Source organism: Acidimangrovimonas sediminis, assembly GCF_002871005.1.
In the GTDB taxonomy this organism is placed as follows: Bacteria; Pseudomonadota; Alphaproteobacteria; order Rhodobacterales; family Rhodobacteraceae; genus Acidimangrovimonas; species Acidimangrovimonas sediminis.
Map to the genome: position 1 here is coordinate 20,732 of NZ_PHSN01000004.1, position 15,671 is coordinate 36,402.

Sequence of the window (15,671 nt, forward strand, 5' to 3'; positions counted from 1 at the left end):
CATGCGGCAGGCACGGCTGCACCGCATCGCCACCGCCGGCCCGGACGACACCGCGGGTCTTGCCGCGCTGATCGCGGGTGGCAAGGTCGCGCCCGGGGCGATCCGCGCGATCCTTGGCAAGACCGAGGGCAACGGCTGCGTCAACGATTTCACCCGCGCCTTCGCGGTGTCGGCGCTGCGTGCGGCTCTGGCGCCGCATCTGGACGCGGCGGCGCTGGACGGGATCGCGCTGGTGATGTCGGGGGGGACCGAGGGCGCGCTCTCGCCGCATCTTCTGGTGTTCGAGGAGGTGGCGGCGGAAGCGGGGCAGACCGGCCCGGCGCTGGCGATCGGCAGCCATGTCACCCCCAACCTCGCGCCCGAGGATCTTGGCCGCCCGGCGCAAATCGCCGCGGTTGCCGAGGGGGTGCGCGCGGCGATGGCGGCGGCGGGGATCGACGATCCGGAGGACGTGCATTTCGTTCAGGTGAAATGCCCGCTGCTCACCGCCGCCCGCATCGCCGAGGCGCGGGCACGCGGCGCGGAGCCTGCCCTGACCGACACGCTCAAATCCATGGGTGCGTCGCGCGGGGCCTCGGCCCTGGGCGTCGCGGTCGCGCTGGGGGAGATCGGGACGGAGGTGGCCGCCACGCTGCGCATCGGGCAGGATCTCGACCATTACGCCACCCGCGCCAGCACCTCGGCGGGGGTGGAACTGATGGGCCATGAGATCCTGGTGATGGGGATGGCCGAGGGCTGGGCCGGGCCGCTGGCGATCGACCACGCGGTGATGGCCGACGGGATCGACATCGAACCGGTGCGGGCAGCGCTGGCCCGGCTGGGTCTGTCGGCCCCCGGACAGCTGCCGCAAGTGCAGGCGGATCGGGTGGTGGCACTGCTGGCCAAGGCCGAACCGGGCACCTCGGGCGTGCTGCGCGGATTGCGTCATACCATGCTCGACGACAGCGACATCTCGGCCACTCGCCATGCGCGCGCCTTCACCGGCGGTGCGCTGGCCGGGCTGGTCGGGCGCGCGGACCTGTTCGTTTCGGGCGGGGCGGAGCATCAGGGCCCCGACGGCGGCGGCCCGGTGGCGGTGATCGTCGACCGGCAGGAGGTGGGAGCATGACGGCAGCACTTCACGCCAAGACCCCGGCCCCCGGCGGCGCGCTGGCGGTCGAGACGGTGGGCATGACCATGCGCTTCGGCGGTTTCACCGCGCTCGACGATGTCTCGATCCGGATCGCGCCGGGCACGCTGCACGCGCTTCTGGGCGAGAACGGTGCGGGCAAGTCGACGCTGGTGAAGTGCATGATGGGCTTCTACCACGCCTCCTCGGGCCAGCTCATGGTCGCGGGGCGCGAGGCACCGGTCGCCGACCCACGGCAGGCCCATGCGCTGGGGCTGGGCATGGTCTATCAGCATTTCACCCTCGTCCCCTCGCTCACTGCGGCCGAGAACCTGGTGATCAGCCGCGAGGATGCGCCCCGTGTGATCGACTGGCGCCGCGAGACCGCGGCGCTGGAGGAGTTCATGGCGCGGATGCCGTTCCGCGTGCCGCTTGGTCAGCCGGTCAGCGCGCTGGCCGCGGGCGAGAAGCAGAAGCTTGAGATCCTCAAGCAGCTCTACCTCGGGCGGCGCTTTCTGATCCTGGATGAGCCGACCTCCGTCCTGACCCCTGACGAGGCCGACGAGGTACTGGGCCACGTCAAGGCGCTGTGTTCGGCGGGCGAGATCACCGTCCTGATGATCACCCACAAGTTCCGCGAGGTGACGGCCTTCGCCGATGACGTCTCGGTCCTCAGGCGGGGCAGGCTGGTCGGACAGGGCAGGGTGGCAGACCTGTCGCACGCCCGGATGGCCGCGATGATGATGGGCGAGGCGACCCTGCCCGCACCCGCCGCGCGGCATGGCACGCCCGGCGAGGTCGTGCTGGCGGTCGAGGGCGCGGTGGCGCCGGACCGCTCGGGCCTCAAGGAGATATCGGTCGACGATCTCAAGGTTCGGGCGGGCGAGATCGTGGGGATCGCCGGCATCTCCGGCAACGGCCAGATGGAGTTCATGGAGATGCTGACCGGCCAGCGTGCCCTCATCTCGGGCGGCATGCAGGTCAATGGCACGCCCTACCACGCGACGCGGGGCGAGCAGCGCCGCCTTGCCATCCGCACCCTGCCGGAGGAGCCGCTGCGCAACGCCTGCGCGCCCCGGATGTCGGTGGCCGAGAACATTGCCTTCCGGTCGTTCGATGCCAAGGGCGCGGGTGGGAAGGGCGCGCCCTCAAGCTTCTGGCTGAACCGGCGGCAGATGCGCAAGCGCGGCGAGGCGCTGGTCGCGGGCTTCAAGGTCAGGACCACCTCGGTCGACGCGCCGATCGCGGCGCTCTCCGGTGGCAACGTCCAGCGCGCGGTCCTGGCGCGGGAGCTGAGCGGGGATGTCGACCTGCTGATCATCTCCAACCCCTGCTTCGGCCTCGACTTCGCCGCCGTGAGCGAGATCCGCACACGCATCATGGCCGCGCGCAACGCCGGCACGGCGGTGCTGCTTATGAGCGAAGATCTGGACGAGATCCTCGAGCTTTCCGACCGGGTGCTGGTCATGTCCGAGGGCCGCATCGTCTACGAGGTGCCCGCGGCGGAGGCCGACATCCCGACGCTTGGGTCCCACATGGGGGGGCACCACATGGGAGGGCACGCCTGATGGCCGTGATCGACGCCAAACCCTTCGCCTACGAATTCGATCCCGCGACCACGGCGCTGATCGTCATCGACATGCAGCGGGACTTCATCGAGGCGGGGGGCTTCGGTGCCTCGCTGGGCAATGACGTGACGCTCTTGCAGGCGGTCGTGCCCGCCACCGCCCGGCTGATCGCGGGCTTCCGTGCGGCAGGGCTGCCGGTGATCCACACCCGCGAATGCCACCGCCCCGACCTGTCCGACTGCCCGCCCGCCAAGCGCACGCGCGGCAACCCGAGCCTGCGCATTGGCGACGAGGGCCCGATGGGCCGTGTCCTGATCGCGGGCGAGCCGGGGGCCGAGATCGTGCCCGACCTGGCCCCCGCACCGGGCGAGTACGTCGTCGACAAGCCGGGCAAGGGTGCATTCTACGCGACCGGGCTGGGCGATCACCTGGCAGGGCTTGGCACCCGGTCGCTGATCTTCGCGGGCGTCACGACCGAGGTCTGCGTGCAGACCACGATGCGCGAGGCCAACGACCGCGGCTTTGCCTGCCTGCTGGCCGAGGACGCGACGGAAAGCTACTTCCCCGACTTCAAGGCCGCCGCGATCGAGATGATCCGCGCACAGGGCGCCATCGTCGGCTGGACCGCGACCACCGCGCAGATCCTCGAGGCGCTGGATGCCTGAGCGCCGTGACACACGCCCTGTCCCGCTGGCCATTCCCGGCCTTGTCCCCGGCAACTGGGACAGCCTCGACTTTCGTCCCTTTCGGCCGGGCGTGGAGATCCTTGCGCTGCGCGAGGGCGAACCGGCGGTGGCGCTTCTGCGCTACGCCCCGGGCGGGGGCGTCCCCGAACACGAACACACGGGCCTCGAGATGATTTACGTCCTCGACGGCATGCAATCCGATGAACGCGGCAGCTATCCCGCCGGGACGCTGATCCTCAACCCGGAGGGATCGGTGCACTCGGTCTGGTCCGACGAGGGCTGCGTCGTCCTGATCCAGTGGGAGCGCCCGGTGCGCTTCACCCAAGAGGAAGACCGATGACCGAAGACCTTTCCGACCTGAGCCTCGACATCCAGACCCTGCATGCGGCCTATGCCGCGGGCCTCCGGCCCGAGGAGGTGATGGCCGAGGTGTTCCGCCGCATCGATCGGCGGGATGATCCGGGTATCTTCCTGCACCTGCGCGCGGCCGGGGAGGTCGCGGCCGAGGCCGCGGCGCTGGGGCCGTTCGACCCCGAGACACGTCCGCTCTGGGGGCTGCCCTTCGCGATCAAGGACAACATCGACCTGGGCGGCGTGCCCACCACCGCCGCCTGCCCGGACTTCGCCTATCTGCCGAAGGTGGATGCCTTCGCCGTGGCCGCCCTGCGCGCCGCCGGGGCGGTGCCGGTGGGCAAGACCAACCTCGACCAGCTGGCGACCGGCCTTGTCGGCGTGCGCACCCCCTTTCCGGTGCCGCGCAATGCCGTCGATCCCGAGATCGTGCCGGGCGGTTCGTCATCGGGGTCGGGGGTTTCCGTGGCGGCGGGGCTGGTGAGCTTCGCGCTGGGGACCGACACCGCGGGGTCGGGCCGGGTGCCCGCCGCGCTCAACAACATCGTCGGGCTGAAGCCCAGCCTCGGCGCGCTGTCCTCCACGGGGGTGGTGCCGGCCTGCCGGACGCTCGACACGATCTCGGTCTTTGCGCTGACGGTGGCGGATGCCTGGGCGGTGACCCGGGCCGCCGCGGTCTACGATGCCGCCGACGCCTATGCGCGGCCGCTCTGCGCGCCGCCGATGGGCGCCGTGCCGCCGGGTATCGCGATCGGCGTGCCGGATGCCCGGAGCCGGATCTTCTTCGGCGATACCGCGCAGGCGGAAAGCTTCGCCGCCGGCCTGGGGAGGCTCAAGGCCCTGGGCGCGCGGATCGAGGAAGTCGACTTCACTCCGTTCTACGACGTGGCCGAGATGCTTTACGAAGGCGCTTGGGTGGCCGAGCGGATGACGGTGGCCGAGGATCTGATGCGCCGCAAGCCCGAGGCGCTGCACCCGGTCACACGGCAGATCATCGGCGCGGCCGAGGGGCTGAGCGCGGCCGACGCCTTCCGCGGCATCTACCGGCTGGCCGAGCTGAAGCGCGTGGTCGAGCCGGTGCTTTCCCGGTTCGACATGCTTTGCGTGCCGACGATCCCGACCTTCTACACCCTCGACGATCTGGAGGCCGATCCTGTGGGGCCGAATTCTCGGTTGGGAACCTATACCAACTTCGTCAACCTGCTGGACCTGTGCGGTCTCGCGGTGCCCACGGGGCCGCGCGTCGACGGTCGGCCGGGCAGCCTGACGCTGCTCGGTCGTGCGGGGGGCGATGCGGCGCTGGCGACGCTGGGCGCGGCGCTTCAGGCGGCGGGCGGGGCCCGCCTCGGGGCCACCGGTCTGCCCCAGCCGGCGGCGCCCGAACCGCGCCCCGCGGCCATGCCGGGCGAGATGGTGATCGCCGCGGTGGGTGCGCACATGTCCGGCCTGCCCCTGAACCACCAGCTGACCGACCGCGGCGGCCGCTACCTGGAGACCACCGAGACGGCGCCCGAGTACCGGTTGTCGCTGCTTGCGGGCGGTCCGCCCCTGCGTCCGGGCCTTCTGCGCGTCGCCGAGGGGGGCGCGGCGATCGCGCTGGAACTTTGGGCCCTGCCGCTGGCCGAGGTGGGCAGCTTCCTTGTCGGGATCCCGTCGCCGCTCGGGCTGGGGACGGTGGTGCTGGCCGACGGGCGCAAGGTGCAGGGGTTCCTGGTGGAGGCGGCGGGCCTGACCGGCGCGCAGGACATCACCCGGCACGGCGGCTGGCGCGGCTACCTGCAGGCGGCGCAGGGACAGCTTTCCGGCGCGACCGCATGAGCGCCGGGAAAAACCATTTCAGGCAGTGGTTTGCATGACGATCCTCACCCGGCGCGCGGTATCTTTCCGCGCACTGGGTGAATTCTTCGTGGACCGGTCGAAGTTCCTCCGATAACCCTTTGACAAGAGGGTCGTAGGGAGGCGCCCCGGGATGGATCACGGCTTTGCACGAAAGCTGCGGCTCAAGCAGCTCATGGTCGTCGTCGCGCTGTCGGAGACGGGCAACATGCATCGCGCGGCCGAGGCGCTGGGGATGACCCAGTCCACGGCCTCGAAGTTACTGGGCGACGTCGAGGCGATGCTGGGCGTCACGCTGTTCGTGCGCGAACCGCGCGGCATGCGCCCGACCGAACTGGGCCACGAGGTGATCGACTTCGCCCGCGCCACGCTGGTGCGCATCGACCGGTTTCGCGAGGACCTCGAGGCGAAGATCGCGGGCGGGCACGGCCTGCTGGTGGTCGGCGCGATCATGGGCGCGGCGCCCGACCTGATCGCCCGCACCGTGGCCGACCTGAAGGCCGAACGGCCGCGCCTGATGATCCGCCTGCTGGGTGAGACCAGCGATCAGATCCTGGACATGCTGGAGGGTGGAACGGTCGACGTGGCCGTGGGGCGGTTCAGCACGCCGCGGCACTGGCAGCTCTTCGATTTCGAACGGCTGAGCGAGGAACCCATGCGCCTTGTCGTACGTGCGGGGCATCCGCTGGGCGCGAGCGGTCAGGTCACGCTGAAGGCGCTGCATGGCTGGCCCTGGATCATGCAGCCCGGCACCAACCCGACGCGGCAGATGATCGACAGCGCTTTTTCCGCGCTTGGGCTCGGGCCACCGGTCAATGCCGTGGAATCCGGGTCGATCTTTGCCATTCTCCAGCTGTTGCAGACCAGCGATGCGGTGGCCTTCCTGCCGATCTCGGTGGTGCGCGATCACCTGAACGCGGGACTGCTGACGGCGCTGTACGACCCGATCGGCAAACCGATCGGCGGCTTCGGCATCGTCCGGCGGCGGGGCGAGCCGCTGTCGCCCAATGCCGAGGCCTTCGTCGACAAGCTGCGCGCCGTCGTGGCGCGGACGCCGGGCTGATCGTCAGTAGGTCGCGCGCCCGCCCGACAGGTCGAACACCGCCCCGGTGGTGAAACTGTTCTCGGCCGTGGCCAGCCAGGCGATCATCGCCGCCGCCTCGTCCACCTCGAGGAACCGGCCGCGCGGGATCTTGGACAGCATGTAGTCGATGTGCTCCTGCTTCATCTGGTCGAAGATCCGGGTGCGGGCGGCGGCGGGGGTGACGCAGTTCACCGCGATGTCGCGATCCGCCGTCTCCTTCGCCAGCGACTTGGTCAGCGCGATCACCCCCGCTTTGGAGGCGGAATAGGCGCTGGCGTTGGGGTTACCTTCCTTGCCGGCGATCGAGGCCACGTTGACGATCCGGCCATAGCCGCGCGTCAGCATCCCGGGCACGATGGCACGGTTGAGGTGGAACACCCCCGTCAGGTTGATGTCGAGGACGCGCTGCCATTCCGCCGGGTCGTATTCCCATGTCCGGGCATTGGCGCCCGCGATCCCCGCGCAGGCGATCAGGATGTCGATCCCGCCAAGCGCCGCCTCGGTCGCGCGGGTCGTGGCCTCGACCGCGGCAAGGTCGGTCTGGTCGACGGCCCGGAACTCTCCCCCCAGCGCGTCGGCGGCCTCGGTCCCCAGCGCGCTGTCGACATCCCAGATCGAGACCCGCGCGCCCCCGGCGGCAAGCTTGCGCGCGACGGCAAGGCCGATGCCCTGCGCGCCGCCGGTCACCACGGCGCTGCGGCCGGCGAGATCGAGTGTGTTCATGCTGTCCTCCCCTGAGCGCGGCCCGGGATGCGGGCGGTGCTGGTCCGAGTGCTAGACCGGTGCGCAAGTCCGTCCCAATGAATTAATTCCGCCCTGCGATCGCGAAACGCGATCACTCGGTTGGGTTGGGGGAGCGTTCGCGTTTCGCGATCGCAGCGGGGAATGTTTTCATCGCTTCCGCATGGTTTCCGGCATGACAGGCCCGGTTAATCATGTTTCGCTGACCTCAAGGCCCGCGGGGGCCGCGGAAGGAGGAGCCGCACCCCGCACGGGAGAGGGCCGTCATCAGGGAGGACTTCATGAAGAGACGCGAGTTTCTGGCCGCGGGTGCGGCTGCTGGTGCTGTTGCGGCAAGCGGGTCGTCGGCCTGGGCCAAGGATTACCCGTCGCGCCCGATCCAGCTGATCGTGCCCTGGGCCGCCGGGGGCGGCACGGATGCGGTGGCGCGGATCCTCGGCTCGGTGATGCAGAAGGATCTGGGCGTGCCGGTCAACGTGGTGAACCGCACCGGCGGCTCGGGCGTGGTGGGCCATGACGCCATCGCGCGGGCGAAACCCGACGGCTACACCATCGGCCTTGCCACGGTGGAGATCGGGATGCTGCACTGGCAGGGGCTGACCAAGCTGACCTATGCCGATTACGACATCCTCGGCGTGGTCAACCAGGATCCGGCGGGGATCACCGTCTCGGCCGACAGCAAGTACAAGACCGCCGAGGAGCTGATCGCCGCGATCAAGAAGCAGCCCAAGGGCAGTTTCACCGCATCGGGCACCGGGCAGGGCGGGATCTGGAACGTCGCGCTCGACGGGCTGATGATGGATCAGGGGATGCCCGCCGATCAGGTGACCTGGATCCCCAGCCAGGGCGCCGCGCCCGGGCTGACCGACATGGTCGCGGGCGGGGTGAGCATGGTCACAGCGTCGCTCCCCGAGGCGCAGGCGATGATCGAGGCGGGCCGGGTCCGCGCGCTGGCCACGATGGCGTCGAAGCGGCTGGACAAGTTCCCCGACGTGCCGACGATCAAGGAGGCGCTGGGATCGGACTGGACCATGGCCGCCTGGCGCGGGGTCTTCGCGCCCAAGGGCCTGCCGGATCCGGTCAAGGCCGTCCTCGTGAAAGCGGTGGACGAGGCCTATCACAGCGACGACTACAAGAAATTCATGACCTCGCGCGGGCTTGGGATGATCTACATGCCGCCCAAGGATGCCGAAGCCTTCGCCGCCAAGGCCGATGCCTCCTTCGGCAAGGTGATGAAGGCCGCGGGGCTTGCCAAGGGCTGAGCGCGGGCCCGGGCAAACCGAAGACGGGCACACCGAAGACGGGCAGACCGGAGACGGGCGAGCAGGGGACGGGCGTTTCCGGGGGCATCTCTGACGGTGTCCCCGGGGGGCCGTCCGGCCGGACGCCGGGCACGGTTCGGCCAGACCGGTTCAGCACGACCGGTTCGGCAAGGCCGGTTCGGCAAGGCCGGATCGTCAGGGCCAGATCGCTGCGGACCTGTTTCCGACAGGAGAGATCATGAAAGCCAACACCCTCTTTCTCGGGTTTGCGATGCTGGTCATGGGCGCGGCGGTCTTTGCCTCGTCCTGGCTCTATCATCCGCTGCCCGATCAATCCTACGGCTCGGACACGATGCCCCGGCTGACCGGGCTGTTCGGCCTCGGTATCGGTGTCGCGCTGGTGGTGCAGGCCCTGCGCGCGGGGCAGAGGATCCCCGCGCTGACCGTGCAGCCGTGGCTGACCGACTGGCGCCGGGTCGGTGGCATGGTCGCGGCAGCGGCGGGCGTGCTGGCCTACGTGCTGTTTTCCGACCAGCTCGGGTTTCTCGGCGTCGCCGTGCCGCTGGTGCTGGCGCTGATGCTGCTGCGCGGCGCGCGCCCGGTGCTGGCGGTGCCGGTCGCCGTGGTGATCTCGCTCGCCGCCTACTTCCTGTTCGCCGGGCTCCTGCTGGTTCCACTGCCGGGGCCGGATCTCATGTCGCTGTTCTAGCCCCCGGGCGCAGGCCCACAGGCACGCGCCCCGAAGCTGCGAAGGAAATTCCATGTCCGTCTACCTGGACGCGCTCCAGCTGGTGTTCCAGCCCTACGTTCTGGCGGTGATCTTCGGATCGGCGATGTTCGGCATGTTCGTGGGTGCGATCCCCGGACTTTCGGCCACGCTTGCGACCGCGCTTCTGGTGCCGCTCACCTTCTTCATGGACCCGGTGCCGGCAATCGCCTCGATCGTGACCGCCACCGCGATGGCGATCTTCTCGGGTGACATCTCGGGCACGCTTCTGCGTATCCCAGGCACGCCCGCCTCGGCCGCCTATGTCGACGACGGCTACCGCATGACCCTGGCGGGCAAGAGCAGCGAGGCGCTGGGGGCGAGCCTTTTCTTCTCGTCGCTGGGCGGGATCTTCGGCACCATCGTTCTGACCGTCGCTGCGCCGCAACTGGCCAATATCGCGCTGAAATTCTCGTCCTTCGAATATTTCTGGCTGGTGTTGCTGGGGCTGAGCTGCGCGGTCTTCGTCTCGCCCGGGTCGGCCACGCTGGGCCTCGTGTCGCTGTTCGTGGGGCTGTGCGCCGCGCTGGTGGGGCAGAACAACCCCACGGGCGAGGCGCGCTATACCTTCGGTTCGGTCGAGCTGATGGCGGGGATCCAGTTCATCCCCGCGATGATCGGCCTCTTCGCCATGTCCGAAGTGTTCCGCTACTACGTCCACCCGGCGGCGAAGCGCGCGCCGCAGGCAGTGCGTGGATCGATCCTGCGCAAACAATTCGCCAACCTGCGCCGCTATCCGTGGCAGGCGCTGAGGGGCGCGAGCCTCGGTACCGCGGTGGGCGCGCTGCCGGGGGCGGGGGCGGATATCGCGGCGTGGATCTCCTACGCGGTGTCGAAGAAGATGTCGCGCACGCCGCAGAAATACGGCACCGGCCATGTCGAGGGGATCATCGAGGCGGGCGCTTCGAACAACGGTGCCGTCTCGGGCGCGTGGATCCCGGCGCTGGTCTTCGGCATCCCGGGCGACAGCATCACCGCGATCGTCATCGGCGTGCTCTACGTCAAGGGCGTGAACCCGGGGCCCACGATCTTCATCATGCACCCGCAGGTGATCTATGCCGTGTTCATCGTGTTCTTCCTCGCCAACCTCGTCATGCTGCCGCTGGGCTGGGTGATGATCCGGATGGCCAGCCGGGTGCTGTCGGTGCCACAGAACATCCTGATGCCGGTGATCCTTCTGTTCTGCATCACCGGGTCGTTCGCGATCAACAATTCGGTCGCGGGGATCCTGATCATGCTGGTCTTCGGCGCGATCGGGTTTGTCATGGAGGAGAACGACATCCCGCTGGCGCCGGCGATCCTGGGCATCGTGCTGGGCCCGATGCTGGAGCGCAATTTCGTCACCTCGATGATCAAGGCCCATGGCAGTCCGCTGGGCTTCTTCGAGCGGCCGATCGCGGCGGGGCTGGGGGTGGCGGTTATCGCGATCTGGCTGCTGCCGGTGCTGCTGCGCCGGCTGACGCGTGCGCGCCGGGTGGTGAAACAGGGCGCCTGAGGCGATCCGGCGGGCGCCGGGGTTTCAGACCTCAGCCCCCGCCGCATCCGCGAGGGGGGCACACCCCCGCACCCGCCGCATCCGCGGGGGTTTCACACCCCCGCACCCCCGTGGGATATTTTCGAGCAGAAAGAAGGGGGAGCGGGGGCTTTTCGTCGGGGGTCAGACGACCCTGCCGTGCTCGGGCTCCATCAGGTGCATATGGGCAAGGTTGGGGGCGAGGGTCACCGTCTGTCCCACCGCCGTCGGCGCGTGGGGGTCGACCCGGGCGCAGGCGAAGGTGTCGCCCAGCGGGAAGTAGAGGAGCGTGTCGGCGCCCAGCGGTTCGGCCACCTCGATCGTCACCGGCATCACCTGGTCGGGGCGCGCGGCCTCGGTGGCGAGGCCCAGATCCTCGGGGCGGATGCCGAAGACCATCGCCTTGTCGCGCCACTGGGCGTAGCGTTTCGCGCGGTCCTCGGGCAGCACCAGTTCGGTGCCGTCGGCAAGCCGCAGAGCCAGCCCCGATCCCGCCTGCACCACGTGGCAATCGAAGAAGTTCATCGGCGGCGAGCCGATGAACCCCGCGACGAAGCGCGAGGCGGGGTGGTGGTACATCTCGTCGGGGGTGCCGATCTGTTCGATCACGCCGTGGTTCATCATGACGATCCGGTCGGCCAGTGTCATCGCCTCGATCTGGTCGTGGGTGACGTAGAGCGTGGTCGCCTGCACCGTCTGGTGGATGCGCTTGATCTCGGTCCGCATCTGGGCGCGCAGCTTGGCGTCGAGATTCGAGAGCGGCTCGTCGAACAGGAAGACCTGCGGGTGGCGCACGATGGCGCGGCCCATGGCCACGCGCTGGCGCTGGCCGCCCGAAAGCTCCTTCGGCTTGCGCTTGAGGAAGTCGGCGATGCCGAGGATCCGCCCCGCCTCGGTCACCCGGGCCTCGATGTCCTCGGCCGAATGGCGACGGGTGCGCAGGCCGAAGGCGATGTTCTCGTAGACCGAGAGATGCGGGTAGAGGGCGTAGTTCTGGAATACCATCGCGATGTCGCGGTCGCGCGCGGGCAGGTCGTTCACCCGCTTGTCGCCGATCAGGATGTCGCCCCCGGTCACGCTTTCCAGGCCCGCGACCATGCGCAGCGTCGTCGTCTTGCCGCAGCCGGAGGGGCCCACCAGGACCACGAACTCCTTGTCCGCGATGTCGATGTCGATCCCCTTCACCGCCTGCTGCTTGCCGTCGTAGGATTTGACGACCTTCTGCAATGTCACCTTTGCCATGTCTGTGCTGCGACTCCCTGATTCGCGTTCAAGCGGAATTGGACGCGATTCCCGCGTCTCTGCCAAATCCTTCCGGACTTTCTCGGGCAATTCCCACTTTCCTCCTCCCAAATATTGGTATACCAAAATAGAGGAGAACCAGATCGCGCGCCATCACGAAGTCGTGAGTTCTTCTCACCCGGTTGTCGTTTGGAGGGCGACGGGCGCGCATCTAGTCTCTCGACGAGATATTCTACTGGGAGGAGAAAGAATGTCCGATTTCAATCGCCGCGAATTGCTGCAGATGACGGCGGCCGGCGCGCTTGCCGTGGGGGCGGGTGCGCGCCCGGCGCTGGCAGCCGATTACAAGCCGATGTTCGACGTCGAGAAGGGGGCCAGCCTGCAGCTTCTGCGCTGGACCGGTTTCATCGACCAGGACGACAAGCAGTGGAAGATCAACACCGACGCCTTCACCAAGGCTACCGGCGTGCCGGTCACGATCCAGGAGGTGTCCTGGACCGAGATCCAGGCGAAATCGGGCCTGGCCGCGCAGATCGGATCGGGGCCCGACGTGATCATGGGGTTCTACGATGACCCGTTCATCTATCCCGACAAGTTGGTCGATGTGTCGGACGTCTGCGAGTACCTCGAGAAGAAATACGGCGGCTTCTACGACGTCGCGAAAAGCTATGGCTACGACACCGAGAACAAGCGCTGGATCGGGCTGCCGATGGGCGGGCCGGGGGCCGCGGTGACCTATCGCGAGAGCTGGCTGAAAGAGGCAGGCTTCGACAGTTTCCCCAAGGATTTCGACGGGCTGTTGAAGGCCGCGCGGGCGCTGAAGAAGATCAACCATCCGATCGGCCTGGCGCTTGGCCACGCCGTGGGCGACGGCAACACCTGGTGTCACACCCTGCTCTGGGGCTTCGGCGGCAAGCAGGTGGACGAGGACAACAAGGTCGCGATCGATTCGAAGGAGACGCGCGAGGCGCTGAAATACGCCAAGGCGCTTTACGAGACGATGATCCCGGGGACGGCCTCGTGGCTGGACGTGAACAACAACCAGGCCTTCCTGGCGGGCCAGATCTCGATGACGATCAACGGCATCAGCATCTGGTATACGGCGAAGCAGAAGTTCCCCGACATGTTCCCCGACATCCGCACGGCGCCGCAGCCGATCGGGCCAGTGGGGCATGCGACGAACTTCAACCTGTTCTCGCAAAGCTTCATCTTCAAGTATTCCAAGTACCCGAATGCGGCCAAGGAATACCTGCGCTTCATGTGCGAGCGCGAGCAGATGGACCCCTGGGTCACCGGGATGGTGGGCTACGTCACGCCCGCGCTGAAGGGCTATGCGGACCTGCCGATCTGGACCAAGGCGCCCGAGATCACGCCCTATCGCGACGTGCTCAAGGACAACCACCCCGACGGCTTCGCCGGCACCCCGGGGCGCGCGGCGGCGACGGCGCTGAACGATTTCGTCATCGTCAACATGTTCGCCGATGCCTGCGCCCACGGCTCCAGCCCCGAGGACGCGGCCAAATCGGCGGCCGCGAAGCTCAAGTCGATCTACGGCAGCTGACGGGCCGGGCGCGATGAGCGACACCACCACACCGGAGGCGCGCCCGGAAGCGGCGCGCCCCAGCGGCTCGCTGCTTCGGCGGGCGCTGGACAGACCGAACGTCTTGGGGCCGCTTCTGGCGGCCCCGGCGACGCTGATCCTGTTGATATTGCTGGCCTATCCCCTGGGTCTCGGGCTTTGGCTGAGCCTGACGAACACGGTGCTGGGCGGCACCCCGTCGTTTGTGGGGCTGGCGAATTATGCGCAGCTGTTCCACGATCCCACCTACCTTGCCGCGGCGGGGTATTCGGTGCTTTACACCGTCTGTTCCGAGGGGCTGAAACTGACCTTTGGCCTTGGCCTCGCGCTGCTGCTGAATCGGCAGTTCAAGGGCTACCGGGCGGCGCGGGCGATCATGCTGCTGCCTTGGGTCGCCCCCACCGTGCTGTCGGCGCTGGCCTGGAACTGGCTGCTTGATCCGCAGTTCTCCGCCTTGAGCTGGCTTCTGATCAAGCTGGGCCTGATCCACAGCAACATCGACTTCCTCGGTCAACCCTGGCCTGCGCGGATCTCGCTCATCATCGTCAACATGTGGCGGGGTGTTCCTTATTTCGCAATGGGTTACCTCGCGGGCCTGACCGCGATCCCGCAATCGCTGATCGAGGCGGCGCAGATCGACGGGGCGGGGCCCTGGACGATCTTCCGCCGCATCACCTGGCCGCTTCTCCTGCCGGTGACGACGATCCTGCTGTCGTTCTCGACGATCTGGACGGTCACCGACTTCCAGCTGATCTGGACCATGACGCGGGGCGGGCCGCTCGACTCGACGCAGGTGTTCACCACGCTCGCCTACCAGCGGGCGATCAACGGCGGCGCGCTCGGGCAGGGGGCGGCAATCGCGATCTCGGTGATCCCGATCATGCTGATCCTCGCCATCGTCGCGCTCAGATCGACACGGGAGGGCAAGTGATGGACAGACGGGCCGGATGGCGGCTGTGGCTGCCGCTGGGGCTGATGCTCCTGTTTCTCCTGCTGCCGTTCTACTGGATGGTTCTGACTTCGCTGAAGGACCGCACGGAACTGTTGAACACCCCCAACCCGTGGTGGGTGTTCCATCCCTCGATCAACAGCTTCGTCGACCTGCTGACCCAGACGCAGTACCCGCGCTGGTTTCTCAACACGCTCTATGTCTCGGTGGGGGCGACGGCGCTGTCGATCGTGGTGTCCTACTGCGCGGCCTTCGCCATCGTGCGGCTGAAGTTCAAGGGCGCGCGGGCACTGTCAACGGCGATCTTCTTTTCCTACGTGGTGCCGCCGGCGATCCTGTTCATCCCGCTGGCCGAGGTGCTGGTGAAGCTGGGGTGGTTCAACCACCTCTGGGCGCTGATCCCGATCTACGCGACCTTCCTCGTGCCGTTCTGCACCTGGCTGCTGATCGGCTTCCTGCGCTCGATCCCGCGGGAGCTGGAGGAGGCCGCGCTGGTCGATGGGGCAAGCTGGCCGCGGATCATGATCAAGGTGATCCTGCCGCTGTCGGTGCCGGGGCTGATCTCGGCCACGATCTTCTCGTTCACGCTGAGCTGGAACGAGTATCTCTATGCCCTGATCTATATGTTCTCGTCGGACAACAAGACGATCACCGTGGGCCTGACGACCGAGCTGATGCGGGGCGACGTGTTCCAGTGGGGGCAGCTGATGGCGGGGTCTCTGCTGGGGACGTTGCCGGTCGTCCTCGTGTACTTCTTCTTCGTCGAATACTATGTGGCGGGGATGTCGGGCGCGCTCAAGGACTGAGGCAGGACACGGCAGGAAACGGCGGGCCCGCGCGAATTGCGCGGGCCCGTTTCATTCCATTATTCGAAATCAAGGAGATGGTCTTAATTGACAAATGATGGCTATGTGTTTTCTGAATATGCGAAAACAATCAGAAATAGATCGCAAAAACCGAATTAACGGATCGCGGTTTCGTGATTA

The 15,671-nt window shown here is 67.9% G+C and carries 14 protein-coding genes; 12 read left to right on the forward strand and 2 right to left on the reverse strand.

Translation table 11 applies throughout. The annotated features are described in order from the left end of the window. The first annotated feature begins 1 nt into the window (after position 1). The 6 genes from atzD (at position 2) to CVV76_RS02350 (ending at position 6,612) form a co-directional block, all read left to right on the forward strand. Positions 2-1,108: a cyanuric acid amidohydrolase gene (gene atzD / locus CVV76_RS02325; RefSeq protein ID WP_102223023.1), complete on the forward strand. Its 1,107-nt coding sequence runs from the start codon at positions 2-4 to the stop codon at positions 1,106-1,108. Next, positions 1,105-2,676: an ABC transporter ATP-binding protein gene (locus tag CVV76_RS02330; RefSeq protein ID WP_102223024.1), complete on the forward strand. Its 1,572-nt coding sequence runs from the start codon at positions 1,105-1,107 to the stop codon at positions 2,674-2,676. The genes atzD and CVV76_RS02330 overlap by 4 nt, the downstream gene beginning before the upstream one ends. Beyond that, on the forward strand, positions 2,676-3,341 hold the full coding sequence (locus tag CVV76_RS02335; protein ID WP_102223025.1) for a cysteine hydrolase family protein: 666 nt from the start codon (positions 2,676-2,678) through the stop codon (positions 3,339-3,341). Before CVV76_RS02330 ends, CVV76_RS02335 begins: the two co-directional genes overlap by 1 nt. Further along, complete coding sequence (locus tag CVV76_RS02340) at positions 3,334-3,702, forward strand: cupin domain-containing protein (RefSeq protein ID WP_102223026.1); 369 nt, start codon at positions 3,334-3,336, stop codon at positions 3,700-3,702. The genes CVV76_RS02335 and CVV76_RS02340 overlap by 8 nt, the downstream gene beginning before the upstream one ends. Further along, positions 3,699-5,531 carry an allophanate hydrolase gene (gene atzF / locus CVV76_RS02345; protein ID WP_102223027.1) on the forward strand — a complete coding sequence of 611 codons (1,833 nt, stop codon included), beginning with the start codon at positions 3,699-3,701 and terminating at the stop codon, positions 5,529-5,531. Before CVV76_RS02340 ends, atzF begins: the two co-directional genes overlap by 4 nt. Before the next feature lie 151 nt (positions 5,532-5,682). After that, positions 5,683-6,612, forward strand: a complete 930-nt coding sequence (locus tag CVV76_RS02350; RefSeq protein WP_102223028.1) for a LysR family transcriptional regulator — start codon at positions 5,683-5,685, stop codon at positions 6,610-6,612. Between the two features lie 3 nt (positions 6,613-6,615). Here CVV76_RS02350 and CVV76_RS02355 read toward each other — a convergent pair whose 3' ends face one another. Further along, positions 6,616-7,356 carry an SDR family NAD(P)-dependent oxidoreductase gene (locus CVV76_RS02355; protein ID WP_102223029.1) on the reverse strand — a complete coding sequence of 247 codons (741 nt, stop codon included), beginning with the start codon at positions 7,354-7,356 and terminating at the stop codon, positions 6,616-6,618. A gap of 299 nt (positions 7,357-7,655) precedes the next feature. On the opposite strand from CVV76_RS02355, the gene CVV76_RS02360 reads away from it, so the two are divergent. The 3 genes from CVV76_RS02360 to CVV76_RS02370 all read left to right on the forward strand — a co-directional run bounded on the left by CVV76_RS02360 (position 7,656) and on the right by CVV76_RS02370 (position 10,897). Next, on the forward strand, positions 7,656-8,636 hold the full coding sequence (locus CVV76_RS02360) for a tripartite tricarboxylate transporter substrate binding protein (RefSeq protein ID WP_102223030.1): 981 nt from the start codon (positions 7,656-7,658) through the stop codon (positions 8,634-8,636). A gap of 238 nt (positions 8,637-8,874) precedes the next feature. Beyond that, complete coding sequence (locus tag CVV76_RS02365) at positions 8,875-9,345, forward strand: tripartite tricarboxylate transporter TctB family protein (protein ID WP_102223031.1); 471 nt, start codon at positions 8,875-8,877, stop codon at positions 9,343-9,345. A gap of 52 nt (positions 9,346-9,397) precedes the next feature. Beyond that, positions 9,398-10,897 (forward strand): tripartite tricarboxylate transporter permease, encoded by a 1,500-nt coding sequence (locus tag CVV76_RS02370; protein ID WP_102223032.1) that lies wholly within the window; start codon positions 9,398-9,400, stop codon positions 10,895-10,897. A gap of 162 nt (positions 10,898-11,059) precedes the next feature. Here the strand turns inward: CVV76_RS02370 and CVV76_RS02375 are convergent, their stop codons facing one another. Continuing rightward, entirely contained in the window at positions 11,060-12,157 is a 1,098-nt protein-coding gene (locus CVV76_RS02375; protein WP_102223033.1) for an ABC transporter ATP-binding protein, read from the reverse strand. A 250-nt stretch (positions 12,158-12,407) separates the two neighbouring features. Between CVV76_RS02375 and CVV76_RS02380 the strand changes: the two genes are divergently transcribed. The 3 genes from CVV76_RS02380 to CVV76_RS02390 are packed head-to-tail and all read left to right on the forward strand — an operon-like array spanning position 12,408 to position 15,491. Next, positions 12,408-13,718: an ABC transporter substrate-binding protein gene (locus CVV76_RS02380; protein ID WP_102223034.1), complete on the forward strand. Its 1,311-nt coding sequence runs from the start codon at positions 12,408-12,410 to the stop codon at positions 13,716-13,718. A gap of 13 nt (positions 13,719-13,731) precedes the next feature. Further along, on the forward strand, positions 13,732-14,667 hold the full coding sequence (locus CVV76_RS02385; RefSeq protein WP_199178477.1) for a carbohydrate ABC transporter permease: 936 nt from the start codon (positions 13,732-13,734) through the stop codon (positions 14,665-14,667). Next, complete coding sequence (locus CVV76_RS02390; RefSeq protein ID WP_102223035.1) at positions 14,667-15,491, forward strand: carbohydrate ABC transporter permease; 825 nt, start codon at positions 14,667-14,669, stop codon at positions 15,489-15,491. The genes CVV76_RS02385 and CVV76_RS02390 overlap by 1 nt, the downstream gene beginning before the upstream one ends. Positions 15,492-15,671: the final 180 nt, after the last annotated feature.